This window comes from Hansschlegelia beijingensis, from assembly GCF_014196425.1.
Classification (GTDB): domain Bacteria; phylum Pseudomonadota; class Alphaproteobacteria; order Rhizobiales; family Methylopilaceae; genus Methylopila; species Methylopila beijingensis.
Genome location: NZ_JACIDR010000003.1, coordinates 275,670 through 299,253 on the forward strand (window position 1 = coordinate 275,670; position 23,584 = coordinate 299,253).

20 protein-coding genes and 2 tRNA genes are annotated in these 23,584 nt (G+C 67.6%); 17 read left to right on the plus strand and 5 right to left on the minus strand.

Features of this window, described 5'->3' with window-relative positions; all coding sequences use genetic code 11:
• Window positions 1-122: 122 nt before the first annotated feature.
• The 5 genes from GGR24_RS11320 to GGR24_RS11340 all read left to right on the plus strand — a co-directional run bounded on the left by GGR24_RS11320 (window position 123) and on the right by GGR24_RS11340 (window position 2,820).
• On the plus strand, window positions 123-1,397 hold the full coding sequence (locus tag GGR24_RS11320; RefSeq protein ID WP_183395466.1) for a cyclopropane fatty acid synthase: 1,275 nt from the start codon (window positions 123-125) through the stop codon (window positions 1,395-1,397).
• Between the two features lie 121 nt (window positions 1,398-1,518).
• Window positions 1,519-1,595: transfer RNA gene (locus tag GGR24_RS11325), tRNA-Pro, on the plus strand.
• Window positions 1,596-1,625: 30 nt separating this feature from the next.
• Window positions 1,626-1,934, plus strand: coding sequence for an ETC complex I subunit (locus GGR24_RS11330; protein WP_183395467.1), 309 nt, complete (start codon window positions 1,626-1,628; stop codon window positions 1,932-1,934).
• A gap of 7 nt (window positions 1,935-1,941) precedes the next feature.
• A tRNA-Arg gene (locus GGR24_RS11335) sits at window positions 1,942-2,018 on the plus strand.
• Between the two features lie 247 nt (window positions 2,019-2,265).
• Complete coding sequence (locus GGR24_RS11340) at window positions 2,266-2,820, plus strand: hypothetical protein (RefSeq protein ID WP_183395468.1); 555 nt, start codon at window positions 2,266-2,268, stop codon at window positions 2,818-2,820.
• 223 nt (window positions 2,821-3,043) lie between these two features.
• Here the strand turns inward: GGR24_RS11340 and GGR24_RS11345 are convergent, their stop codons facing one another.
• Complete coding sequence (locus tag GGR24_RS11345) at window positions 3,044-3,928, minus strand: LysR substrate-binding domain-containing protein (protein ID WP_183395469.1); 885 nt, start codon at window positions 3,926-3,928, stop codon at window positions 3,044-3,046.
• 225 nt (window positions 3,929-4,153) lie between these two features.
• Between GGR24_RS11345 and GGR24_RS11350 the strand changes: the two genes are divergently transcribed.
• The 7 genes from GGR24_RS11350 to GGR24_RS11380 all read left to right on the plus strand — a co-directional run bounded on the left by GGR24_RS11350 (window position 4,154) and on the right by GGR24_RS11380 (window position 12,192).
• Window positions 4,154-5,110 (plus strand): Bug family tripartite tricarboxylate transporter substrate binding protein, encoded by a 957-nt coding sequence (locus GGR24_RS11350; protein WP_183395470.1) that lies wholly within the window; start codon window positions 4,154-4,156, stop codon window positions 5,108-5,110.
• Between the two features lie 36 nt (window positions 5,111-5,146).
• On the plus strand, window positions 5,147-5,668 hold the full coding sequence (locus GGR24_RS11355) for a tripartite tricarboxylate transporter TctB family protein (RefSeq protein ID WP_183395471.1): 522 nt from the start codon (window positions 5,147-5,149) through the stop codon (window positions 5,666-5,668).
• A 12-nt stretch (window positions 5,669-5,680) separates the two neighbouring features.
• Window positions 5,681-7,246 carry a tripartite tricarboxylate transporter permease gene (locus tag GGR24_RS11360; protein ID WP_183395472.1) on the plus strand — a complete coding sequence of 522 codons (1,566 nt, stop codon included), beginning with the start codon at window positions 5,681-5,683 and terminating at the stop codon, window positions 7,244-7,246.
• 228 nt (window positions 7,247-7,474) lie between these two features.
• Window positions 7,475-8,902 (plus strand): acylating sulfoacetaldehyde dehydrogenase, encoded by a 1,428-nt coding sequence (gene sauS / locus GGR24_RS11365; protein ID WP_183395473.1) that lies wholly within the window; start codon window positions 7,475-7,477, stop codon window positions 8,900-8,902.
• A 5-nt stretch (window positions 8,903-8,907) separates the two neighbouring features.
• The gene (locus GGR24_RS11370; protein ID WP_183395474.1) at window positions 8,908-10,035 is read left to right on the plus strand and encodes a succinate--CoA ligase subunit beta; all 1,128 of its coding nucleotides are present in this window, start codon (window positions 8,908-8,910) and stop codon (window positions 10,033-10,035) included.
• Window positions 10,032-10,901 (plus strand): succinate--CoA ligase subunit alpha, encoded by an 870-nt coding sequence (sucD, locus tag GGR24_RS11375; protein WP_183395475.1) that lies wholly within the window; start codon window positions 10,032-10,034, stop codon window positions 10,899-10,901. The genes GGR24_RS11370 and sucD overlap by 4 nt, the downstream gene beginning before the upstream one ends.
• An 85-nt stretch (window positions 10,902-10,986) precedes the next feature.
• Entirely contained in the window at window positions 10,987-12,192 is a 1,206-nt protein-coding gene (locus GGR24_RS11380) for an acetate/propionate family kinase (protein ID WP_183395476.1), read from the plus strand.
• Window positions 12,193-12,316: 124 nt separating this feature from the next.
• On the opposite strand, the gene GGR24_RS11385 is transcribed toward GGR24_RS11380, so the two are convergent.
• Window positions 12,317-13,642 (minus strand): MFS transporter, encoded by a 1,326-nt coding sequence (locus GGR24_RS11385; protein ID WP_183395477.1) that lies wholly within the window; start codon window positions 13,640-13,642, stop codon window positions 12,317-12,319.
• Between the two features lie 571 nt (window positions 13,643-14,213).
• On the opposite strand from GGR24_RS11385, the gene GGR24_RS11390 reads away from it, so the two are divergent.
• Window positions 14,214-15,101 carry a 2-hydroxy-3-oxopropionate reductase gene (locus tag GGR24_RS11390; RefSeq protein ID WP_183395478.1) on the plus strand — a complete coding sequence of 296 codons (888 nt, stop codon included), beginning with the start codon at window positions 14,214-14,216 and terminating at the stop codon, window positions 15,099-15,101.
• Window positions 15,102-15,182: 81 nt separating this feature from the next.
• On the opposite strand, the gene GGR24_RS11395 is transcribed toward GGR24_RS11390, so the two are convergent.
• Window positions 15,183-15,941: an IclR family transcriptional regulator gene (locus GGR24_RS11395; RefSeq protein ID WP_183395479.1), complete on the minus strand. Its 759-nt coding sequence runs from the start codon at window positions 15,939-15,941 to the stop codon at window positions 15,183-15,185.
• A gap of 151 nt (window positions 15,942-16,092) precedes the next feature.
• Here GGR24_RS11395 and xsc point away from each other — a divergent pair, with 151 nt between their 5' ends.
• Window positions 16,093-17,874, plus strand: a complete 1,782-nt coding sequence (gene xsc, locus GGR24_RS11400) for a sulfoacetaldehyde acetyltransferase (protein WP_183395480.1) — start codon at window positions 16,093-16,095, stop codon at window positions 17,872-17,874.
• A 103-nt stretch (window positions 17,875-17,977) separates the two neighbouring features.
• Here the strand turns inward: xsc and GGR24_RS11405 are convergent, their stop codons facing one another.
• A complete protein-coding gene (locus tag GGR24_RS11405) occupies window positions 17,978-19,597 on the minus strand; it encodes a GMC family oxidoreductase (protein ID WP_183395481.1) in 1,620 nt (539 codons plus the stop codon).
• 248 nt (window positions 19,598-19,845) lie between these two features.
• Between GGR24_RS11405 and GGR24_RS11410 the strand changes: the two genes are divergently transcribed.
• Entirely contained in the window at window positions 19,846-20,586 is a 741-nt protein-coding gene (locus GGR24_RS11410; RefSeq protein WP_183395482.1) for an IclR family transcriptional regulator domain-containing protein, read from the plus strand.
• Between the two features lie 181 nt (window positions 20,587-20,767).
• On the opposite strand, the gene GGR24_RS11415 is transcribed toward GGR24_RS11410, so the two are convergent.
• Window positions 20,768-21,259 (minus strand): MarR family winged helix-turn-helix transcriptional regulator, encoded by a 492-nt coding sequence (locus tag GGR24_RS11415; RefSeq protein ID WP_183395483.1) that lies wholly within the window; start codon window positions 21,257-21,259, stop codon window positions 20,768-20,770.
• A 148-nt stretch (window positions 21,260-21,407) separates the two neighbouring features.
• Between GGR24_RS11415 and GGR24_RS11420 the strand changes: the two genes are divergently transcribed.
• Window positions 21,408-22,694: an amidohydrolase/deacetylase family metallohydrolase gene (locus tag GGR24_RS11420; RefSeq protein WP_183395484.1), complete on the plus strand. Its 1,287-nt coding sequence runs from the start codon at window positions 21,408-21,410 to the stop codon at window positions 22,692-22,694.
• A gap of 14 nt (window positions 22,695-22,708) precedes the next feature.
• Window positions 22,709-23,572 (plus strand): alpha/beta hydrolase, encoded by an 864-nt coding sequence (locus tag GGR24_RS11425; protein ID WP_183395684.1) that lies wholly within the window; start codon window positions 22,709-22,711, stop codon window positions 23,570-23,572.
• The last annotated feature ends 12 nt before the right edge of the window (window positions 23,573-23,584 follow it).

Sequence of the window (23,584 nt, forward strand, 5' to 3'; positions counted from 1 at the left end):
GGGAAGGGGACCGCCGCGCCCGGCGCGCGCAAGAGCCGCGATTCAGAGCGAGCAGCTTTGCCGTGACAGAGATGCTCACGGCATGGAAACTGCACATAATAGCGCCGTGATGGAGGCTCATCATGGATTGGCTGCTGAAGCTCGCCTTTCGTCAGATCATCGAACGCGGTTCGCTGATCATCCGCTCGCCTTCCGGACAGACGCTCAGCTTCGGGGACGGGCAGGGGCCCCCCGTCGGGATCCGCTTCACGGATCGCATGGCCGTCGTCGCGCTCGTCCTCGACCCTGATCTCAAGCTCGGCGAACTCTATACCGACGGCCGGCTCATCATGGAGCAGGGCGGGATTTATGATTTCCTGCGACTGGTCCACGATCAGCCGGCAGCGCTCAGAAAGCCGCTGCTCGGACGTCTGGTGGACCGCGCCCGGCTGGCGCTCCGCTGGCTTTCACACAGCAACGGCGCCGCTCGGTCCCGCAGGAACGTGGCGCATCATTACGACCTCGACGGCCGGCTGTACGACCTCTTCCTGGACGAAGACCGACAGTATTCCTGCGCCTATTACGAGACGCCGGAGGCCACGCTGGAGGAGGCGCAACGCGCCAAGCGGCGACACATAGCGGCGAAGCTCGCCCTTCGGCCGGGCGATCGCGTGCTCGACATCGGCTGCGGCTGGGGCGGGCTCGGGCTCTATCTCGCCGGAGTCGCCGGAGCCGGCGAAGTTCTTGGCGTGACGCTGTCCGATGAGCAGCTCGCGACCGCGCAACGGCGCGCCCGAGAGTCCGGGCTCGAGGGCGCGGTGCGGTTCGAGATGCAGGACTACAGAGCGGTGGAAGGCCGCTTCGACCGGATCGTCTCGGTCGGCATGTTCGAACATGTCGGCCTGCACAACCAGCGCACCTTCTTCGAGAAGTGCAAGAGCCTGCTCGCCGACGACGGCGTGATGCTGCTGCACACGATCGGCCTGTCCGACGGGCCCTGGTTCACCAATCCGTGGATCGACAAGTACATCTTCCCCGGGGGGCATCTGCCGGCGCTCTCGGAGCTGATGCCCTGGATCGAGAAGTCGGGGCTCGTGCTCACCGACGTCGAGATACTGCGGCTGCACTACGCCTCCACGCTGCGCGACTGGCGCGAGCGCTTCATGGCGCGGCGGGATGAGGCGGCGAAGCTTTATGACGACCGCTTCTGCCGGATGTGGGAGTTCTATCTCGCCGGCTGCGAGGCGGCGTTCCGCTGGCGCAACGTCGTGGTGTTCCAGCTCCAGCTCGCGCGGAAGCAGGACGCCGCCCCGCTCACGCGCAACTACATCGAGGAGGGCGAGGCCGCGCTGCGCCGCGCCGAGGCGGGGTCCGGCCGGTCCGCTGTTCCGGAAGGTCGCCGGCTGGCGTCCGTCTGAGGGTCATGGCCGCTCGTCCCGGGGCCGGGGAAGCGAACGGCCGGCCGCGTCACGTCTTTCGGCTCCGGGGCGCTTGCGCCGGATTGCGTGAACAGCCATAAGCCTTGCCTCCCGTTGGTCTCGGGGCGTAGCTCAGCCTGGTAGAGCGCCTGCTTTGGGAGCAGGGGGTCGCATGTTCGAATCATGTCGCCCCGACCAGCGCCGCACTGTTTGAATGAGGCCGCGTTCATGTCCGCGCGCATCTACAAGCCCGCCCGCAACGCCATGCAGTCGGGGACCGCGAAAACCAGGCGATGGGTGCTGGAGCACGAGCTCGCCGAGGCGCGCCGTATCGAGCCGCTGATGGGCTGGACCTCGTCGGGCGACACCCGCCAGCAGGTGCGGCTGTTCTTCGACACCAAGGAGGAGGCGATCGCCTACGCCACGCGCGAGGGCATCGCCTACCGGGTGGAGGAGCCGAAGCCGGAGGCGCCGCCCCGGGCGATGGCCTATGCGGACAATTTCCGCGCAGGCCTGCCGGAGCCCTGGACGCACTGAACCTTCCGGCCCCGTAGCTCAGCTGGACAGAGCAGCAGCCTTCTAAGCTGTTGGTCGCAGGTTCGAATCCTGCCGGGGTCGCCATCAAAGCCCTTCAGTTCTCAACGATTTTCGGCTCCGGGCAGGTTCAGCCAGCGGCCTCGGTAAGAGAACAGAACGAGCCCCAGGGGCCCGCAAAAAGGCCCCACCGCCGCGTAAAGGCCCGCAAAAGGCCCACACTACGTTCGCGAGGCGTTCTCCGGTCAGCCCGCCTGCCGCTCGATCCTGGCTATCGTCCATTCCGCCACGTCGATTTCGCCTATCAGCTAGTGAGGTGGGGAGGTAAGGTAAGATGGGCAGGCTGACTTGCGCCTTAAATGTTGTCGATGAGAGTATAGATAGAGAGAGGAAGCTGCCGGATCAGGTTTTCACTGGACGCTGGCGTGCTTTCCTGATCTTCGCGTCAGACAACATGTTCTCCAAGGACTTTGTGGCGCTGATAAAAGAGGTGATCCGCCTTGAAAACGCAGAATGCGTAGCTCTCGTGAACCTATCCAGAGATGCGCCGTTTCAGCGGTCTGTAATAGCAATCGATGGTCGTACATCCCCCGACAAGTATATGGCGAGCCTCCGCGAGGGTGGGCCCTCGAATGGTTGGATATATGACGTTGAACGATACGGCTGCGCTTCGGACTCAGGTGCATGGGCAATTTACGCCGAGCGTCTGAACGACGTCGCAGTTCTGGGGTTCAGATCCGTCGATAGTAGAAGTCCCTTAGCCACGATCTTTGCGTCACTGTGCGCAGCAACGGTCGATAAATACGATGATTCGGACAGCACCAGTATCATTGGAGCGCCCGGAAGTGACTGGAGAAGCGCGATGCTTTCAAATTACAGGTGCGATTAATGCATTGACTGCGCAATGCGATAGCGGAGTAATGGCCCGGTCCGTCGCAAGGGCATACTTCCGACCTAAGGTCACCAGAAGTGGCATCTCAGATGCGTGACGAGCAAGGGAAGGTGTTGGGCGTTGGATTGACGTGCGATATCATTGCCGATGCACGAGCCCCCGGCGCCCTCGAGACCCGCCGTCGGGCGCGTCCCTTCGCGATTGTGTCCGGCCCCCCGCCTCACCCCTCCCGGACGGACGGACGGAACGGCGCGGCGGAGGGAAGCGCGCGCGAAATGAACTGCGCAAGATGCTCGGCGGCGTCCGAGACGCCCGCGGGGCGGCGCAGCAGCACAAGGCCGATGCCGGGAAGCGACGGCATGCCTTCTTCCTCGCCGAGCCGCCGCATGCCGGGCGAGACGGCGCATTGCGGGAACACCGAGACCGCGAGGCGGGCCAGCACCGCCGCCTGAAGCCCGGCGATCGTGTCGCTCACGGTGCGGATCGCCCATTTGCGCCCGACCGACGACAGCGCCTCGAGCGCGCGCTGGCGATAGACGCTGCCGGCGGGCAGCACCGCGAGCGGCGTCGGGTCCGCAAGCTCCGGCCGCGCGCCGCGCGCCGCGACCCAGACCAGCGGTTCGCGGCGCACGATCTCCCCGCCCTGAAGGTCCGGCTGCTCAGTCAGGATCGCGATGTCCAGGCGATCGCGCATCAACTCGGAGTGCAGATGCACGCTGCGCCGGCAGTGCAGCTGGATCTCGACATCCGGATAGGCGTGGGAGAAGCGGCTGAGCACGTCGGGCAAGAGATAGGCGGCGTAGAGGTCGGGCGTTCCGAGCATGACCTTTCCGGCGACGCTGGGCGCCGCGAAGCGGGCCCTGGCCTCCTCGGAAAGCTTCAGCATGACGCGGGCGTATTCGAGCAGGATCTCGCCGTCGGCCGTCAGCGTGATGCGCCGGCGGTCATTGGCGAAGACCGTGCGGCCGAGCTGGCACTCCAGCCGGTTCATCTGGTGGGTGACGGCGGACTGCGTCCGCCCGACCGCGCGCCCGCCGGAGGTGATGCTTCCGGTGTCGACGATCGCCACGAAGGTGCGCAGCAGAGCGAGGTCGAGGTCAGGCATCCCGATGAAGCTCCTTCATCGTCAGGATGCACATAATGAACTTTGTTGTCTCGGGGCGCGCATGTAGCCTTTCGTGAAACGCGAGAAGGCTTGCCTTTTGGAGCAGGCTTTGCCGGCGCCTCGAAGGCGGACTTCAACCAAGAGACCCCCGGACAACGGGGCGATGCGACGTGGGCTGCGACCGGGACAACCGGCGGAAAGACCTGCGCGCAAGGGAGGGAAGCCATGAACGTCAGCAGACGAGAGGTTCTCGTCGGCGGCTCGGCGCTCGCCGCCATGTCCGTCGTGAAGCCCGCTTTCGCGGAAGAGTATCCCAGCCGGCCGATCGAACTCGTGGTCCCGTGGGGTCCGGGCGGCGGCGCGGACCAGCTCGCCAGAAAGATCGCCCAGCTCGGGGAACCGGAGATCGGCAAGCCGATGCCGGTCGTGAACATCCCCGGGGGCACGGGCGCGACCGGGATGGCCAAGATCCTCGCCAACCCCGCCGACGGCCAGACGGCGGCGATCTACATCGCGGACGCGCATGCGCTTCTCGCCGGCAAGAGCCCGCGCTGGACCATGGAGGACATCACGCCGGTCGCCGTGCTGATCCAGGCGCCTTCCTTCATCTTCGTGGCGCAGGACAGCCCCCACAAGACCTGGGACGACTTCGCCAAGGCCGCCAAGGAGCGGCCGGGCGCGCTCAAGGTCGCGACGCTCGGCTTCGGCAGCGTCGACGACTTCACGCTGAGCTTCCTCGGCTCCAAGGGCGTGAAGGTGAACCAGGTGCCGTTCTCCAAGCCGAGCGAGCGCTACGTCTCGATCCTCGGAGGCCACGCCGACGCTCTCTACGAGCAGGCCGGCGACGTCGGCAGCTTCCTCAACGGCAAGCAGATGCGCCCGTTGCTGGTCTTCGGATCGGAGCGCTTCGCGGCGTTCCCGGACGTGCCCTGCTCGAAGGAAGCCGGCTTCAACATCGCGCTTCCGCAGTTCCGTTCGATCATCGTGCGTGGCGGCACGCCGCCGGAGCGGGTCAAGAAGCTTTCGGACGCGCTCCAGAAGGTCGCGGCCACGGACGACTACAAGGCCTTCCTCAAGGAGCAGTTCGCGAAGGACGACAGCTTCATCGCCTCGGACGGCGCAGGCGCCTTCGTGGCGAAGCAGCTCGACGACATGAAAGCCGCCATCAAGCAGGCGAGCTGAGCCATGAATGGGGCTCCCGTCGGAGGAAGCTTCGGCATGGGCGCGCGGCTTACGCAGGCGCTTCCCTACGTCATCCTGCTCACCGTCGCCGCATGGCTGTGGTCCATCGCGAACGGCGTCGAATATGACGCGCGCCCCGACGCGCTCGGCCCCGCCTTCTGGCCCAAGGCCGCGCTCGTGCTCATCGGCGCGATGTCGGTGTTCCAGATCGCCCGGACGCTGATGTCCTCCTCCGACGACGAAGCGGTCGGCATCGCCGCCGGGCTGGAGGAGGAAGAGGACGATGCGCCCCGGCGTCCGCTTCTTCTCGCCCTCGGCGTCGGACTGACGATCATCTACGCCCTGACGCTCGACACCCTCGGCTTTCCGGTCGCGACCGCCGCCTTCCTGATCGCCTTCATGTATGTGGGCGGCGCCCGCAACCATGTCGCGATCTGGGCCTCGAGCCTGATCGGCGTCGCCGTGACGGCGCTGCTTCTCATGCGCGTCGTCTACGTCTCCCTGCCGCGCGGCGTCGCGCCGTTCTCGGGCGTCTCCGACTTCATCACCAGCTTCTGAGGAGGGCCGATCGTGATCGAGATCTTCGCCCAACTCGGCGACGGCTTCATCGCCTGTCTCCACCCGACGACCATGCTGATGCTCCTGCTCGGCATCGTCGTGGGCCTGCTGGTCGGCGTCCTGCCGGGCCTCACCCTCGTCATGGGCGTCGTTCTGTTCCTGCCCTTCACCTACAAGATGCAGGTGACCGACGCGATCGTGCTGCTGAGCGCGATGTACGTGTCCGGCACCTATGGCGGGGCGTTCACCTCCATTCTGTTCCGAATACCGGGCGAGCCGATCCACGTGCCGCTGCTCTGGGACGGCTACGCCATGGCGCGCAACGGCCAGCCCGCCCGCGCGCTCGGCTGGACGCTGGTCGCGGCGCTGGTCGGCGGCCTGCTGTCAGCCGTCGCGATGGTGATGCTGACGAAGTCGGTCGCAAGCTTCGCGCTGCGCTTCTCCTCGCCGGAATATTTCGCGATCCTCGTGTTCGGCCTGACGAGCGTCATCGCCCTCGGGTCTGGCTCGCTCGCGAACGCCGTCATCGGCCTCGCGCTCGGGCTGCTGATCGCCTCGGTTGGAACAGACCCGATCTACGGCGCCGCCCGGTTCACCTTCGACATGCCGATCTTCGCGGACGGCATCGAGTTTCTCGTCGTGATGGTGGGCGCCTACGGCGTGGGCGAGGTGCTGTCGCGCCTCGAGCGCGGCTTCTCCAGCAAGCCGCTCGCCACGATCTCCTCGACCAAGACCGAGCTCCCCAGCCTCGCCGAGGTGGGCCAGGTCAAGGCCATGCTGCTGCGCTCGACGGTGGTCGGCCACATCATCGGCATAATCCCCGGCGCAGGCGCGACGGTCGCGGCCTTCGTGGCCTACGGTCTGGAGAGCCAGTTCGGCCGCCGCCGCGCGCAGATGGGTTCGGGCGTCGTCGAAGGCATCGTCGCGCCCCAGAGCGCGGCGACCGCCTCGGTCGGGGGCGCGCTGATCCCGCTGCTCGCGCTCGGCATCCCCGGCAGCGGCGCGACCGCGGTGATCCTCGGCGCCTTCATGCTGCACGGCATCCAGCCCGGGCCGCAGATCATGATGACCTCGTCCGCGATGGTCTACACGATCTTCGCGTCGATCTTCATCGGCATCGCCATGATGTGCGTGCTGGGCTACTTCGCGATCCGGCCGCTCGTGAAGATCCTCGACTTTCCGGAGGCGATCGTCTCGGCCTTCGTGATGCTGTTCTGCTTCGTCGGCGCGCTGGCGATCCGCAGCAACGTCACCGACCTCTGGCTGATGATCGGCTTCGGCGCGCTCGGTTACCTGTTCGAGCGCTACAAGTTCCCGATCGCGCCGCTGGTGCTCGGCGTGATCCTCGGCCCGCTCGCCGAGGAAAGCTTCATGAACTCGATGATCAGCTTCTCGAACGACTGGACCGTGTTCTTCACGCGGCCAATCGCCGGGACCGTGATGGCGCTCGCCATCCTGACCCTGTCGCTGCCGATCATCGGGCTGATCCGCAACCGGCGAAAGCCGAGCGGTCCGCCGTCCGCCCCGCAGCTGTCGTCCGTCGGCGGCGCAGAGCGGGTCCTGACGCCCGAAGCCTAGTCGACACGTCAGCAACCGCGTTCCGGGAGGAAGACGAGCCGTGCCCATCGTTCGGAAACAGACAAGCCGCCTCGCGCCCGGCATGGGCGAAGGGCCGGCCTTCCCGACCGCGACGCGCGCGCTCGCGAACCGGCTGCGGGCCATCCGACGCTTCATCGCGCCGGGCCAAGGCGCCGCCGCGCCCGTCGCCCCGTGCGCCGCCTGATACGACACCGACAGGAGACCCCCATGAGCTTGGCCGCAGTCGAAGCCGGCGCCGCGCCGGACCCGCAGGAGGTGGTCGGCGCCCTCATGCGCCGGGCCCGCGCCGCGCAGGAAGCCTTCGCGGACGCCGACCAGGCCCGCGTCGACGAGGCGGTGCGCGCGCTCGCCTGGTCGCTCTACAAGCCCGAGCACGCGCAGGAGCTCGCGACGCTCGCCGTCGAGGACACCGGCCTCGGCAATGTGCCCGACAAGGTGATCAAGAAGCAGCGCAAGACCTTCGGGACCCTGCGCGACCTGCTGCGCGCCAAAACCGTCGGCGAGATCGAGCGCGACGAGGCGAGGGGGATCGTGAAGTTCGCCAAGCCGCTCGGAGTGGTGGGCGCTGTGACGCCCTCCACCAATCCGGGCGCGACGCCGGTCAACAAGGCCATGATGGCGATCAAGGGCCGCAACGCGATCATCATCGCGCCGTCGCCGCTCGGCCACCGCACCACCGAGAAGGCCGTGAACTTCATGCGCGAGGCGCTCGAGGCGATCGGCCTGCCTGCCGACCTCGTGCAGATCCTGCCGGCGCCGATCACCAAGGAGGTGACGCAGGCGCTGATGAGCGCGGTCGAACTCGTGGTCGTCACCGGTTCGCAGGACAATGTCCGCCGCGCCTATTCGAGCGGGACGCCCGCGATCGGCGTCGGCGCCGGCAACGTGCCTGTCATGATCGACGAAACCGCCGATCTCGACGCCGCCGCGCGCAAGATCTGCGCGTCGAAGATCTTCGATAACGCCACCTCGTGCTCGTCCGAGAACGCCGTCGTCATCGTGGACGCGGTCTATGACGCCGCGATCGCCGCGCTCGAACGGGCGGGAGGCTTCCTTGTCGACCCGGGCCTGAAGGACAAGGTCGTCGGCGAACTCTGGAAGAACGGCAAGCTCAACCGTCACCTCATCGCGCGCGACGCCGAGACGCTCGCGACCGCCTTCGGCCTGCCGGAAGAAGCCCGGCGGTCGCGCTTCTTCATGGTTGAGGAGACCGGCGTCGGCCGCGGCTACCCGCTCTCGGGCGAGAAGCTCGCGCTGGTGCTCACCGTCTATCGCGCCGCCGACTTCGAGGCCGCCAAGGCCAAGACCCGCGAGATCCTGGAGCTCCAGGGCAAGGGGCATTCGATCGGCCTGCACACCACGCGGCCTGAGCGCGCGCGGGAGCTCGCGGAGGAGATGCCCGTGGTGCGTGTTCTGATGAATTTCGCGCACACCTTCGGGAACGGAGGAGGCTTCGACAGCGGGCTCGAGTTCACGCTCTCGATGGGCTGCGGCTCCTGGCAGAAGAATTCGCTTTCTGAGAACCTGAACTACCGCCACTTCATCAACATCACCCACCTGGTGACGCCGATCCCGGAGGACAAGCCGTCCGAAGAAGCTTTGTTCGGCCCCCACTGGACCAAGTACGGGAAGTAACGCCGATGAAACTCGAAGAACATGCGGCGAAGTCGGTCGTGCTGCGCCCGGCTGGCGCGCCGATCGGGAACGCGCGTCTCTGCGCGAGCCCGGAAGAGGTGGCGGAGGCCGTCCGCGCGATCGGTCCGGCGGTTGTGAAGGCCCAGGTGCCGAGCGGAAAGCGCGGCAAGGCTGGCGGCATCAAGGTCGCGGAAACGCCGGAGGAGGGCGCGGAGGTCGCCAGCAAGATCCTCGGCATGACGATCGGCGGCGACGTTGTCGAGCGCGTGCTCGTCGAGGAGAAGGCGGCGATCGCCCGCGAGTTCTACGCCGCGGTGCTGATCGACGTCGCGAACCGCAGCCCGCTGGTGCTGTTCTCCACCGAGGGGGGCATGGACATCGAGGAGGTCGCGCTCGACCGGCCGGACGCCATTCGCCGCCATGTGGTGGATGTGCTGGAAGGCTTCGGCGAGCCCGAGGCCCGGGCGATGCTGCGCGGCCTCGAGCTCGGTTCGGCGGAGGCGGGCGTCGTCGATATCCTGGCGAAACTCTACCGGATCTTCCGCGAGCGGGACACCGAGCTCGTCGAGATCAATCCGCTGGCGGAGCTCAAGGACGGGCGCGTGGTGGCGCTCGACTGCAAATTCGTCGGCGACGACGCCTCCCGGGACCTGCAGCCCGAGATCGCGGCCGCGGCGACGCCGGACAAGCAGACCGAACTCGAAAGGCGGGGCGCGGAGGTGGGCCTCAAGTTCATCCAGCTCGACGGCGATGTGGGCGTGCTGGCGAACGGCGCCGGCCTGACGATGACCACCATGGACGTCATCAACCACGCCGGCGGCCGGCCGGCGAACTTCCTCGAGATCGGCGGCGAGGCCTACACCAAGGCCGAGACCGCGCTCGATCTCGTGCTGTCGAACCCCGGCGTGAAGAGCCTTGTGGTGAACTTCTGCGGAGCCTTCGCGCGCACCGACGTCATGGCAGAGGGCGTGGTGAAGGCGTGGGAGACGCTGAAGCCCAGCGTGCCGGTGTTCTTCTCGATCCACGGCACCGGCGAGGACGAGGCGGTGGCGCTGGTCCGCGACCGGCTCGGGCTGGAACCCTACGATCTCATGGAGGACGCGGTGAAGGCCGCGGTCGAGGCGGCGCAATGATCTATCGCAGCGGACAGAAGGTCCTCGTCCAGGGGATCACGGGCAAGCAGGGGACGTTCTGGTCCCAGAAGATGATGGAGATGGGCACGTCCGTGGTCGCAGGCGTGAACCCCAAGCGCGCCGGCGAGACCCATCTCGGCGTGCCGGTGTTCGCGAGCGCGGTCGAAGCCACCAGACAGATCGCGTGCGACATCTCGGTGATCTTCGTGCCGCCGATGCTGGCGCGCGACGCGATCGTGGACGCGATCGACGCCGGGATCGGGTGCGTCGTCGTGCTCACCGAGCACATCCCGGCGCAGCACGTGCTGGAGATCCACGCGCGGGCGAAACGCGCCGGCTGCCGGATCGTCGGGCCGAACACAGCCGGCATCGTGACGCCGGGCGAGGGCTTCGTCGGGATCATGCCGGGTCACAACCCCAACATCTTCAAGCCGGGCCATGTCGGCGTCATCTCGCGCTCGGGCAGCCTCGGCACGCTGATCTGCCTGAACCTCACGCGCGCGGGCCTTGGGCAGTCGGCCTTCATCGGCATCGGGGGCGACCCGATGATCGGCACGACGACCCGCGACGCGCTCGAGGCGCTCGACCGCGACGAGCGCACCCACGCGATCGCGATGATCGGCGAGATCGGCGGGACGATGGAGGAGGAGGCGGCCGAATACGCCAGGACGATGCGCAAGCCGATCGCCTCCTTCATCGCCGGGCGCTCGTCTCCTCCGGACAAGAAGATGGGCCATGCGGGCGCGATCGTGACGGGCGGCCGCGGCGGCTACGCCTCGAAGCGCGAGGCGCTCGAGCAGGCGGGCGTCCGCGTCGTCGACACGCCGCACGAAATCGCCATCGCGCTTGCGGGCGTCTACGCTTAAAAATGCTCGAATAAGAAGGCGCGCGGCGGAGTCGTCGCCGTGCGCAGCCCCCTTCTGGCGCAGTCTCCTCAGAACAAGAGGCATCATGGCGGATCCGGTCATCCTGGTCCTCAATGCGGGCTCCTCGAGCGTCAAGTTCGCGGCTTATGAGGCCGGTCCCGAGGGGCTGGGATCTGCGCGCTGGCGAGGGCAGGTCGAGAACATCCCGGACGATCCGTCGCTTACGCTTTCCGAAGACGACCGCCGCGTGGTCGACGGCGAGAAGCTCAGAGCCTCCGGGGTCACGGGCCACGCCGACGCGGTGCGGGTTTCGCTGAAGCGGCTGTTCGCCCTGTTCGGCCGCGAACGGCTGATCGCGGCGGGCCATCGCGTCGTCCACGGCGGGGCGGAATTCGGCGCGCCGGCGCTGGTCGACGACGCGACCTTCGCGCGTCTCGAAGCCCTGATCCCGCTCGCGCCGCTTCATCAGCCGCACAATCTCGCGGGGATGCGCGCGGTGGCCGAGGTGGCGCCGGGCCTGCCGCAGGTCGCGTCCTTCGACACGAGCTTCCACCGCACCATCCCGGCCGTCGCCTACACCATCGCTCTGCCGAGGGAGCTCCGCGAGAAGGGTCTCAGACGCTACGGCTTCCACGGCATCTCCTACTCCTACATCGCGAGCCAGCTGCCGAAGCGGCTGTCGGAGGCCGAGCGCCGCCGGGTGGTCGTGGCGCATCTCGGCAATGGCGCCAGTCTCTGCGCGATGCGCGACGGCAGGTCGGTCGAGACCACCATGGGCTTCTCCGCGCTCGACGGCCTGCTGATGGGCACGCGCTGCGGCCTGCTCGATCCCGGCGTGCTGCTCTACCTGATGCGCGAGCGCGGCGATGACGTCGAAAGCCTCGAGGACCTGCTCTATCGCCGCGGCGGCCTTCTGGGCCTGTCCGGCGTCAGCGCAGACATGCGCAAGGTGCTGGCGAGCGAGGAGCCGGATGCGCGGCTGGCGGCCGAGCAGTTCGTCTACCGCATCGTCCGCGAGGTCGGAGCGATGGCGTCCGTTCTCGGCGGCCTGGACGCGCTGGTGTTCACCGCCGGGATTGGCGAGCACTCGGCGGAGATCCGCGAGCGCGTCTGCGCCGGGCTCGCCTGGCTCGGCCTGTCTTTCGACCGTGAAGCCAGCGCGCGGTCGGCCGAGCGCATCAGCGCCCCGGGCAGCCGGGTCGCGGCCTTCGTGATCCCGACCGACGAGGAGGGCGTCATCGCCCGCGACGCCGCAGCGCTCGCAACGCAGCAGCTGGAGCCGGTGGGTTAGGGGCGGCTGCGCCTGCCGCCGGACCCGCAGGCCCGGATGACGATCTGGGGCGTCGGCGCACCTCGAAAACGAAAACGGCCCGCCTCGTAAGGCGGGCCGTCTGTTTCTGATAAGGCCGCTCCCGTCAGGTCGTGGCCGTCTTCAATTCCGCGCGGAGCTCGTCCGGCTGCTTCGCCGCGGTGCGCATCGCCATGGCGCAGCCCATGCTGACGAGCGCCGCGAACACGACATAGGCGCAGATCAGCCAGGGCTGGCCGCCGCCCTTCGCCAGGAGCCAGGTCGCGATGATCGGCGTCAGGCCCGACGCGAAGATCCCGGAGAACTGGTAGACGAACGAGATGCCGGTGTAGCGCACGTTCGCGTCGAACAGGTCCGCGAACAAGGCGGCCTCGGGCCCGTAGCAGACGGCGTAGACGATGCCGAACGGGATCACGATGCCGAGCGCGACCATGAAGGGGTCGCCGGTGCTCATCAGGTAGAAGGACGGATAGGCGCAGATCGCGAGCAGCAACGATCCGAGCGCGTAGGTCTTCGGCCGCCCGAGCCTGTCGGACAGTTTTCCGGCGAGCGGGATGGCGAAGATCATCACGAAGGCCGCGAGCGTCACGAGCCAGAGCGCGGTCGTGCGCGGGATGTTCACGTTCTTCGACAGATAGACGACCGAGAACACCGCGAAGATGTTGAAGAACACCCCGTCGATGTAGCGCGCTCCCATGCCGAGCATGATGTTGCGCGGATATTTCTTGATCATGTGGATGAAGGGCACGTCGGCTTCCTTGCCGGTTTCCTTCACCTTCGCGAATTCGGGCGTCTCGAGCACCTTGAGGCGGATGTAGAGGCCGACCGCCACAAGCAGGATGCTGAGCAGGAAGCCGACCCGCCAGCCCCAGGACATGAACTGCTCGTCCGGCAGGCTCGACATGATGGCGACGACGCCCGAGGCGAGGCAGAGGCCGAGCGCCAGGCCGATCTGGGGAAGGCTGGCGTAGAAGCCGCGCTTTTCCTTGGGCGCGTATTCATAAGCCATGAGCACCGCGCCGCCCCACTCGCCGCCGATGCCGATGCCCTGCAGGATGCGCATCAGGAGCAGCAGCAGCGGCGCCGCGATGCCGATCTGCTCGTAGGTCGGGATGAGGCCGATGATGACCGTCGCGACGCCCATGATCATCAGCGTCATCACCAGCATCGACTTGCGGCCGAGCTTGTCGCCGAAATGGCCGAACACCACGCCGCCGAGCGGACGCGCCACGAAGCCGACCGCGAAGGTCGTATAGGCAAGCATCGTCGACACGACGGCGTCGTCGGTCGGGAAATAGAGCTTGTTGAGCACGATCCCCGCCACGATGCCGTAGAGGAAGAAATCGTACCATTCGATTGTTGCGCCGATGACGCTGGCGGCGACGACGCGCCTCAGGTCACTGTTGGATACGCTCTGCGCGCCCTCCGCCATGTCTTCCCCTTTGGGTTTCCTCTTGCGTCCGCTCGCATTGCGTCGCCGGCGTTTGCGCCGATCTGGACTGCGGGGACTTGGTTGTGGCCGGACATGCGTGTCCGGATCGTCCGGGAGGCGGAGGCGCGCGACGACAGCGGCCGGGCCACGCGTGGCGCGGCGGCGTCCCCGTCACGATCGTGTTGGAGCTCGATCATCCACCCCGTCCCCAGAACCTCGCGATGCTGCGATGGGGTCGTGATCGAGTCAACGTGAAACGAGACGATATGTCTCACTGAATGAGACAATGGCGAGAAAGACGGGTCGCCTGCGTCGGCGCGCGGACGTGCGGCGCGTGGCGCCGGGTTCCGGGCCGAGACGGGAGCCGGCCCGTGACGCCGACTGCGCGCTGCAGAACATCAGGCGACCGATCCACAAAACTGGAGTTGTTGCTTCGTCCGAGATCCGAAAAACCGGCCGGGATCACGGCTGTCTTCGCGTCGGCGGCAAAGTGGCGCCCACTGGTGCTTGGATCGCAGCTTCGCTAGACAACCACATACGCTTGGCGTCACGCCCAAAAAAGGACAGCCCAATGAAAGTCGGCTTCGTCGGTCTTGGCCTCATGGGCCGCCCCATGGCGGAGAACCTGCGCAAGGCGGGTCACGACCTTTTCCTGACGAGCCGGTCGGGGGTGCCGCAGGACATGCAGGGCGAGGGCACGACGGCCTGCGCCAATGCGGCGGAGGTCGCAAGCAACGCCGATGTCGTCATCACGATGGTGCCGGACACCCCGGACGTCGAGAAAGTGCTGTTCGGCGAGAACGGCGTCGCGAGCGGCCTGTCGAAGGGCAAGCTCGTCATCGACATGAGCTCGATCTCGCCGGTCGCCACGAAGGGCTTCGCCAAGCGCATCGGTGAGCTGGGCTGCGGCTATGTCGACGCGCCGGTCTCGGGCGGCGACATCGGCGCGAAGGCCGGGACGCTGACCATCATGGTCGGGGCGGACGACGCAGACTTCGGACGCGCTAAGCCGCTGTTCGAGGCGATGGGAAAGACCATCACGCTGGTGGGACCGGTGGGCTCCGGCCAGACCTGCAAGGTCGCGAACCAGATCATCGTCGCGCTCAACATCCAGGCGGTCTCCGAGGCGCTGGTGTTCGCCTCCAAGGCCGGCGCCGATCCGGTGCGCGTGCGGCAGGCGCTGATGGGCGGCTTCGCCAACTCCCGCGTGCTCGAGGTCCACGCCGAGCGCATGATCAACCGCACCTTCAAGCCGGGCTTCCGCACGGGGCTGCACATGAAGGACCTCGAGGTCGCGCTGTCGAACGCCCGCGCCCTCGGCGTCGCGATGCCGGGCACGGCGCTCGCCCAGCAGCTGTTCAACTCCTGCGTCGCCGCCGGCGAGATCGACGAGGACGACTCGATCATGTGCAAGGCGATCGAGCGCCTGTCGGGCCACGAGATCACCAAGAAGAGCTGAGGCGCCCCGGCCTCCGCCGTCGTCGCCGGGCCTGACCGGCGATCCGTCGCCCGGATCAGCTCCGGGCGTCTCGGCGGAGGCTCACTCCAGCGTCCCGGCCAGCATCCGCGCCGCGTCCTGCAGCGCAGGCAGCTTCTCGAGCATCTGATCGCAGGACATGCGCGAGACCGGCGCCTGCATGGCGAGCGCCGCGACGCAGGCCGGCGAGCGGCCGATCCTCTGCATGACCGGCACGGCGAGGCAGACCAGTCCCGCCAGGTATTCCTCGCGGTCGAGCGCGTATTTCTGCTTCCGGATCGTCGCGACTTCGGCCAGCAGCGCGTCGCGGTCGGTCAGCGTGCTGTCGGTGAATCTCTCGAAGGTCAGATCACGCACCACCGCCTCGCGCCTGGCTGGCGGCATCAGCGCGAGAAACAGCTTCCCGCTCGCCGAGCAGTGCGCCGGCACCCGTGAGCCCCGCTGGAACGTGATCCTGAGCGGCCACATCGCCTCGACGCGGTCGATATAGGTCACCTCGGCGCCGTGCATCACGGTGAGATTGCAGGACTCGCCCACCGTCTCGACCACCTTCCGCAGAAGCTGGTGCCGAAGCGCCCCGCCGGGCTGGTTCGACAGGATCGCGAAGGCGAGCTGCGAGGCGCGCGGCGCGATCTCGTAGCGCCGCCCGTCGGGCGAGCGCTGCAGCAGCCCCGCGCCGACGAGCGCGTTCAGCCATCGATGCAGCGTCGGGCGCGGCGTCTCCGAGCCGGCCGCAAGGTCCGCGAGCGTGGGCGGCTGCTCCATCGCGGCCACGCGTTCGAGCAGGGATATCGGTTTGAGGCCGCCGGCGAGATCATCCATGGCGTCCGTCTACATAATTATTCCGAAAATTGGAATGCTTCGGCTCAAAATCTGACAATTGGTTGCGAAGCGTCCGCCGCCATGCGATGGGTGACCATCAAGATCGCGAGCCGGGATCGGCCACGCGACGCGCCATTGAGAGGATCGCCCGATGAAGATGACGACCGAGGAAGCCTTCGTGAAAGTGCTCCAGATGCACGGCATCGAGCACGCCTTCGGCATCATCGGGTCGGCCTTCATGCCGATCTCCGACCTGTTCCCGGAGGCGGGCATCACCTTCTGGGACGTCGCGCATGAGACCAATGGCGGCCTGATCTGCGACGGCTACACCCGCACCACCGGCAAGATCGGCATGGCGATCGCGCAGAACGGCCCGGGCATCACGGGCTTCGTCACGGCGATCAAGACCGCCTACTGGAACCACACGCCGATGCTGCTGGTGACCCCGCAGGCGGCCAACAAGACGATCGGCCAGGGCGGCTTCCAGGAAGTCGAGCAGATGGCGCTGTTCCGCGACATGGTCTGCTACCAGGAGGAGGTCCGCGATCCCTCCCGCGTCGCGGAGGTGCTGAACCGCGTGATCCTGAAGGCCAAGCGCCTGTCGGCCCCGGCGCAGCTCAACATCCCGCGCGATTTCTGGACGCAGGTCATCGACATCGACCTGCCGGCGATCGTCGAGTTCGAGCGCCCGGCGGGCGGCGAGAAGGCGGTCGCGGAAGCGGCGCGGCTGCTCTCAGAGGCGAAGTTCCCGGTCATCCTGTCGGGCGCCGGCGTCGTCATCGGCAATGCGATCAAGGACTGCGTCGCGCTCGCCGAGCGCCTCGACGCTCCGGTCTGCAACAACTACCAGCACAACGACTCGTTTCCCGGCTCCCACCGCCTGGCGGTCGGCCCGCTCGGCTACAACGGCTCGAAGGCCGCGATGGAGCTCGTCGCCAAGGCCGACGTCGTCCTTGCGCTCGGCACGCGGCTGAACCCGTTCTCGACGCTGCCCGGCTACGGGATCGACTACTGGCCGAAGGACGCCAAGATCATCCAGGTCGACATCAACGCCGACCGCATCGGCCTGACGAAACGCGTCACGGTCGGCATCTGCGGCGACGCCGCGCAGGTCGCGCGCGGCATTCTGGCGAAGCTCGCCGACACGGCCGGCGACGCAGGGCGCGAGGATCGCAAGAACCTGATCCACCAGACCAAGTCCCGCTGGCTCCAGACTCTCTCCAGCATGGACCACGAGGATGACGACGAGGGCACCAGCTGGAACGCGGACGCCCGCGCGCGCGACGCCGACCGCATGTCGCCCCGCCAGGCCTGGCGCGCCATCCAGGCGGGCCTGCCAAAGGACGCGATCATCTCTTCCGACATCGGCAACAACTGCGCGATCGGCAACGCCTATCCGACGTTCGACCAGCCCCGGAAATATCTGGCGCCGGGCCTGTTCGGCCCGTGCGGCTACGGCTTCCCTGCGATCATCGGGGCCAAGATCGGCAATCCGGACACGCCTTGCGTCGGTTTTGCGGGCGACGGCGCCTTCGGCATTTCGATGAGCGAGATGAGCTCGATCGGCCGCGAGGAGTGGCCGGGCATCACCATGGTGATCTTCCGCAACTACCAGTGGGGAGCCGAAAAGCGGAACTCGATCCTCTGGTACGACAACAACTTCGTCGGCACCGAGCTCGACCCGCATCTGAGCTATGCGCGGGTCGCGGAAGGATGCGGCTTCAAGGGCGTGGTCGCGCGCACGCAGGCGGAGGTGACGGAAGCCATCCGCCAGTCCTGCGAGGACCAGAAGAAGCGGATCACGACCTTCATCGAGATCGTGCTCAACCAGGAGCTCGGCGAGCCATTCCGCCGCGACGCGATGAAGAAGCCGGTCAGGGTCGCGGGCATCAACCGCGCCGACATGCGCCCGCAGGCGGGGTTCGCGGCCTGAGACAGGCGCCGACCTGAATGAAGGGCCCCGGCCGCGACGACGCGTCCGGGGCCCTGACGTTCCAGCCGGGCGCACGAGGCCGGGCACGAAACGGCGTTCGGCGTCACGCCGCCTTCGCGTAGCCTGTGGCGTCCTCAAGGATCATGTCGGACGCCTTCTCGGCCATCATCACCACCGGCGCGTGCGTGTTGCCGGAGACCAGCGTCGGCATCACCGAGCAGTCGCAGACGCGCAGCCCCGTGACGCCGCGCACCCGCAGGCGCGCGTCGACCACCGCCATCGGGTCCGGGCCCATCTTGCAGGTGCCGGAGGGGTGGAAGATCGTCGCGCCATATTCGCGGGCGAAGTCGAGGATCTCGTCGTCGCTCCGCACGCCGGGCCCCGGCTTGTATTCTCCGGCGATGTAGGGTTTCAGGGCTTCGGTCGCTGCGAGCCGCCGTGCGTATTTGATGCTCTCGATCGCGCAGATCCGGTCGACCTCGGCCGACAGATAGTTGGGCCGCATCGAGGGCGCCTCCATCGGGTCTGTCGACTTGATCGCCACCCTCCCGCGCGACTCCGGACGCAACTGGCACACTGAAAAAGTGCAGCCCGGCCAGGGATGCGGCTTCGCGCCGGCCATGTCCGCCGACAGGGTCGCGAAGTGGAACTGGATGTCAGGCGTCGCGGATCCCGGAAGGATGCGCGTGAACAGGCCGCCCTGGTTGATGCCGATGCCGAGCGGCCCCCGGCCCGTCGTCAGCCATTTGAGGCCGATGCGCGCCCGGCTCCAGATCGACTTCAGCTCGTCATTCGTCGTGATCGGCTTCGAGACCCGGTACATCAGCCGGAACTGCAGATGGTCCTGCAGGTTCTCGCCGACGCCGGGCAGGTCATGGACGACGTCCACTCCATGGCCGCGAAGCAGCGAAGCCGGACCAATCCCCGACAACTGAAGCAGTTGTGGGCTTTGCAGCGCGCCGGCCGCGAGGACGACTTCGCCGCTTGCGCGCGCTTCGACGATCTCCCCGCCCTGCCTGTAACGCACGCCCACGGCGCGGCGGCCCTGCATGATCAAGCCCGTCGCGTGGGCGTTGGTCTCGATCCTCAGATTGGCCCGGCCGCGGGCGGGCTTCAGATAGGCGACCGCCGCGCTGTTGCGCCAGCCGTTCCTGGTGAAGAGCTGATAGTAGCCGACGCCCTCCTGGTCGCCGGCGTTGAAATCGTCCGTCCGCCTGACGCCAAGCTCCCCGGCGCCGCGGATGATCGCCTCCATCAACTCGCTCTTTTCCTCGATGTCCGAGGACCAGAGCGGGCCGTCGCCGCCATGGGCGTCGCTCTCGCCGCGGCTGTTGTGCTCGCAGCGCTTGAAGTAGGGCAGCACGCTCGCCCAGTCCCAGCCGGGGTTTCCGGCCTGCGCCCAGCGGTCATAGTCCTGCGGCTGGCCGCGCACGAAGATCAGGCCGTTGATCGAGCTCGACCCGCCGAGCCCCCGCCCGCGCGGCCAGTAGATCCGGCGGTTCTTCATCGTCGGCTCTTCGTCGGTGTAGAACCCCCAATTGTATTCGGGGTGGAACATCGTCTTCCCGTAGCCGATCGGGATGTGGATCCACAGGTAGTTGTCGCGCGGCCCCGCCTCGAGCAGCAGGACCTTATGCTTTCCGCTTTCGCTCAGGCGGTTGGCCAGAACGCAGCCGGCTGAGCCGGCCCCTACGACGATGTAGTCGAATCTGGAACTCTCCATGTGTCTCCACCCCGGCGCATTTGAAGCGCTGCTTATTCGTTCCATTCAATGGAACATTTTGTACCATTTCAGGCCCATCCCGCGTCGCGGTCAAGTGTCTGGCGGGTGCTTGTCCGGCTTTACGTCCGCCGCCTGATGGCGACGAACGGCGAGCGTGCTATCCCACTGAATGGAACGCGCTTCCCGCATAAGGGGCGCTCTGGCGTGGGGTCGTGCGGATGAGACGCGGGGACGTGGGACCGAGCTCGGTGGCGGAACGGGTTCTCCTGCTGCTCGAGGTCGTCGCAGGCCGCGAGGAGCCCGCGACGCTCGCCGAGTTGACCGCCGCGATGGGGCTCGCGAAAGCGACGGTGCACCGTCTCGCCAATCTGCTGGTCGAGCTCCGCTATCTCGAGCGGACGGTGGACGGGAAGCGGTATGGCGTCGGGGCGCGCTTCGCGGAAGCTGCGGCCGGCGCGCTTCGCTCCACCCTCGCCTGGGGGCCGCGCCGCGTCGTGCTGCGCGAGCTTGTCGGCCAGCTCAACGAGACATGCAACATCACCGCGCTCGACGGCGGCCAGCTCGTCTATCTCGACCGGGTCGAATCCGATTGGCCGCTCCAGATCAGGCTTAGCGTCGGCTCCCACGTGCCGCTGCATTGCACTGCGAGCGGCAAGCTTTTTCTTGCGATGTCATCCAGGAAGATCGTCCGCGACCTGTTGAGCGCCGGAGAGCTGCCGCGTCACACGCCCAAAACGCTCGTGACGTGGAAGGATCTGGAGCCGGCTCTCGCTCAGGTCCGCAAGGACGGTTTCGGCACCGACGACGAGGAATTCATCGAGGGAATGACCGCGGTCGCCGTCCCGGTGCTCGGCCGCTCGCGCGCGATGATCGCGACCGTCGCCGTCCACGGTCCGAAAAGCAGACTGCCGCTTTCGCGGGCCGTCACGCACATCCCGGCGCTGCGCAGGGCGGCCGAAAAGCTCGGCGCCATGCTCGACCTTCCCTGACGACCGTCAGTCGGCGTCAGCGCTTCCGACGGGCCGCTGCGTCCGGGTCGGATTGGTCGTGGACGCCGAGCACGCGGCGCCCGCCGGGCGCGTCATCACCGGAGGAGCCGCGGTTCGCAGCTCGACCGCCCGCGGCGCCCTCCGGGCCGCAGCGATGCACACAAAACGGGCGGCGCCGCGCTTAAGTTGATGGCATTCCGCTCACAAGCCGATCCTCGTGGGCGGCGACTGCGCGCTTCATGAGGCCGATGAGCGTGGCTTGCTCTTCGGGGTTCAGGGGCTCGACCGTCGCCTCATGGGCGGAGCGCGCGGCGGCCTCCATCGCGGCGAGCAGCGCCGCTCCGGCGGGCGTCATCCGGCACGCCTGAGACCGGCGGTCACGATCGGACGTCACGCGGCGCAGAAGGCCGCGCACCTCCAGGCGTTTCAGGGCTCCGGTCGTGGTCGTGCGGTCGATCGCGACGGCCCGCGCAAGCCGCGTCTGGTCCGCCTCGCCGAGCTCGGAAAGCGCGGAAAGGAGGCTGTACTGGAGCGGAGTTATCCGGAATTCCGCGCAGCGTTCCGCAAACAGGCTCACATGGATCTGGTGCAGGCGCCTGGCCAGGAAGCCCGGGCGCTCGAGCAGCGGCCAATCCTCCTTCGCAGCTTCTGATTCCGCAGCCTTTTCGATCATCCATCACGTCCTTGTGGGGCGGACTGGCGCCCGCGGGCGACGGCGCCTGGGCCATCTGGCATGCGGCCTGCATAGCGTTGCGAAGCATACTTCGCTTTTTACCGGATCGCGTGACAGCGTTCCGCGGTCTGGAGTTGGAGAAGTCGAAATGGCGGAAGCGAGTGGTTACGATCTGCTCCTGAAGGGCGGTCGCGTGATGTGCCCGGCCTCCGGCATCGACGGCGTACGCGACGTCGCAGTCAAGGGCGGCAAGGTCGCGGCTGTCGAGGAGGCGATCCTGCCGAGCGCGGCTCGGGAGGTGATCGACGTCACGGGCAAGCTCGTGCTCCCGGGCCTCATCGATACGCACGGTCATGTCTATCAGTACGTCACCGGCCGCTTCGGGCTGGACCCGGACATGGTCGGCGTCCGCTCCGGCGTGACCACGGTGGTCGATCAGGGCGGCCCCTCCTGCATGACCCTGCCGGGCTTCCGCAAGTTCATCGCCGAGCCCGCGAAGACGAACGTGCTCTGCTTCCTGTCCGCCTATCTGGTCGGCGGCCTCGAGGGGCACTTCTATCCCAATCTCTACAGCCCCGACGGCGTCGACATCGAAGCCACCACGCGGTCTGCGCTCGCCAACAAGGACATCGTGCGCGGCATCAAGGGCCATGCCGAGATCGGCGGCTTCGCGCGCTGGGGCATCAAGGTCATGGAGATGGCGGCGGAGATCAGCCGCCGCGCCGACCTGCCGCTCTACGTCCATTTCGGCCAGCTCTGGGGCCTACCGGAAAGCGGCAAGAACGGCGAGGACGCCGACACCATCCTCGAGCGGGTCATTCCGCTTCTGAAGGAGGGCGACGTGCTCGCCCATCCGTTCACCCGTCATCCCGGCGGCTTCGTGAACGCAAAGGGCGAACTTCACCACGTCCTGCAGGCCGCCATCGATCGCGGCCTCAAGGTCGACGTCGGGCACGGCAGCCACTTCTCGTATCGCCTGGCCAAGATGGCGCTCGCCGCGGGCGTCGTCCCGCACACGCTGGGCGCCGACATGCACGGCTACAACACGCAGGTGCCCGAAAATCCTGCGCCGGCCGGCACGCCCGAAGAGCACCACGACGACGAGAACCATCCGTTCAAGGGCCAGGCCCGCTTCAGCCTCACCCAGGCGATGAGCTCGATGATGACGCTCGGCCTGCCGCTCGACTACGTCGTGAAGATGGTGACCACCCACCCGGCCAAGATGCTGGGCATGGAGGACAGCCTCGGCTCGCTCGCGGTGGGTCGCGCCGCGGACGTCTCCGTCCTGAACGACGTCCGCGGCCGTTTCGTGCTGCGCGACAACGAGGATCACCGCGTGCTCGCCGAGCGTCTGCTGCAGCCGGCGTTCTGCCTGCGCAACGGCGAACGCTTCGACGCCGACAGCCCGATCCTGCCGCAGGCGATCGCGGCGTGATCGAAGCCCCGGACATGGCGCGGGCGCCGCAGGAGGTCTGGGACACGCTGTCCCAGGCGGACCGCGACCGCGCCTACAACAACAATCTCGCGGTGCAGAACAGCGCCGAGCTGATCCGCGAGCGCGATGCGCTGTCGGCGGAATGGCGCGCCGGGCATCCGGCCGCGCTTGATGTTCCATACGGTCCGAAGCCGCGTCAGGCGTTCGACCTCTATCCGGCTTCGGATCCGGCGGCGCCCTGCCTCGTCTTCATCCACGGCGGCTACTGGCAGAAGAATTCGCGTGAAGTCTTCGCCGCCTATGCGGAAGGCGCGGCCGCGATCGGCTGGTCGGTCGCGATGCCGAGCCACACCCTCGCGCCCGACGCGACCCTGACCGAGATCGTGGCCGAGATCGGCGACGCGCTGGACTGGCTCACCCGCGAAGGGCCGCAGCACGGGATCGCCGGGCCGATCGTGCTGTCCGGCTGGTCCGCCGGCGGGCACCTCGTCGCGATGACGCTGAACCACTCCGCCGTGACGGCCGGTCTGGCGGTCTCCGGCGTCTATGAGCTGGCGCCGATCCGGGACACCTTCCTCAATGGCGCGCTGAACCTGACCGACGAGGAAGTCGCGACGCTCTCGCCGCTGCGCCTGCCGGTGGTGCAGAAGCCCCTCGCGATCGCCTATGGCGAGGCCGAGGTTCCGGCGCTGGCCCACGATTCCCGCGCCCTGCACGCGCTTCGCGCCGAGGCCGGCGCGCCGGGCGCGCTCATCCCGATCCCGGGCGCCGACCACTTCACCATCCTGGACGAGTTGCGTTCGGCCGAAGGAGCGCTGGTCCAGGCCGCGCAGGACGTGCTGGCGCTGGCGCTGGACCTGAAGAAGGGCGAGTCGTGAGCGCAGGCGGGG

Excerpts from the sequence above, each read along its gene's own strand:
- GGR24_RS11340 (WP_183395468.1), top strand. The coding sequence starts at position 2,266 with ATGGGCAGGCTGACTTGCGCCTTAAATGTTGTCGATGAGAGTATAGAT.
- GGR24_RS11370 (WP_183395474.1), top strand. The coding sequence starts at position 8,908 with ATGAAACTCGAAGAACATGCGGCGAAGTCGGTCGTGCTGCGCCCGGCT.
- xsc (WP_183395480.1), top strand. The coding sequence starts at position 16,093 with ATGAAGATGACGACCGAGGAAGCCTTCGTGAAAGTGCTCCAGATGCAC.
- GGR24_RS11395 (WP_183395479.1), bottom strand. The coding sequence starts at position 15,941 with ATGGATGATCTCGCCGGCGGCCTCAAACCGATATCCCTGCTCGAACGC.
- sucD (WP_183395475.1), top strand. The coding sequence starts at position 10,032 with ATGATCTATCGCAGCGGACAGAAGGTCCTCGTCCAGGGGATCACGGGC.
- GGR24_RS11355 (WP_183395471.1), top strand. The coding sequence starts at position 5,147 with ATGGGCGCGCGGCTTACGCAGGCGCTTCCCTACGTCATCCTGCTCACC.
- GGR24_RS11385 (WP_183395477.1), bottom strand. The coding sequence starts at position 13,642 with ATGGCGGAGGGCGCGCAGAGCGTATCCAACAGTGACCTGAGGCGCGTC.
- GGR24_RS11320 (WP_183395466.1), top strand. The coding sequence starts at position 123 with ATGGATTGGCTGCTGAAGCTCGCCTTTCGTCAGATCATCGAACGCGGT.
- GGR24_RS11390 (WP_183395478.1), top strand. The coding sequence starts at position 14,214 with ATGAAAGTCGGCTTCGTCGGTCTTGGCCTCATGGGCCGCCCCATGGCG.
- GGR24_RS11380 (WP_183395476.1), top strand. The coding sequence starts at position 10,987 with ATGGCGGATCCGGTCATCCTGGTCCTCAATGCGGGCTCCTCGAGCGTC.
- sauS (WP_183395473.1), top strand. The coding sequence starts at position 7,475 with ATGAGCTTGGCCGCAGTCGAAGCCGGCGCCGCGCCGGACCCGCAGGAG.
- GGR24_RS11350 (WP_183395470.1), top strand. The coding sequence starts at position 4,154 with ATGAACGTCAGCAGACGAGAGGTTCTCGTCGGCGGCTCGGCGCTCGCC.
- GGR24_RS11345 (WP_183395469.1), bottom strand. The coding sequence starts at position 3,928 with ATGCCTGACCTCGACCTCGCTCTGCTGCGCACCTTCGTGGCGATCGTC.
- GGR24_RS11330 (WP_183395467.1), top strand. The coding sequence starts at position 1,626 with ATGTCCGCGCGCATCTACAAGCCCGCCCGCAACGCCATGCAGTCGGGG.
- GGR24_RS11415 (WP_183395483.1), bottom strand. The coding sequence starts at position 21,259 with ATGATCGAAAAGGCTGCGGAATCAGAAGCTGCGAAGGAGGATTGGCCG.
- GGR24_RS11420 (WP_183395484.1), top strand. The coding sequence starts at position 21,408 with ATGGCGGAAGCGAGTGGTTACGATCTGCTCCTGAAGGGCGGTCGCGTG.
- GGR24_RS11425 (WP_183395684.1), top strand. The coding sequence starts at position 22,709 with ATGGCGCGGGCGCCGCAGGAGGTCTGGGACACGCTGTCCCAGGCGGAC.
- GGR24_RS11405 (WP_183395481.1), bottom strand. The coding sequence starts at position 19,597 with ATGGAGAGTTCCAGATTCGACTACATCGTCGTAGGGGCCGGCTCAGCC.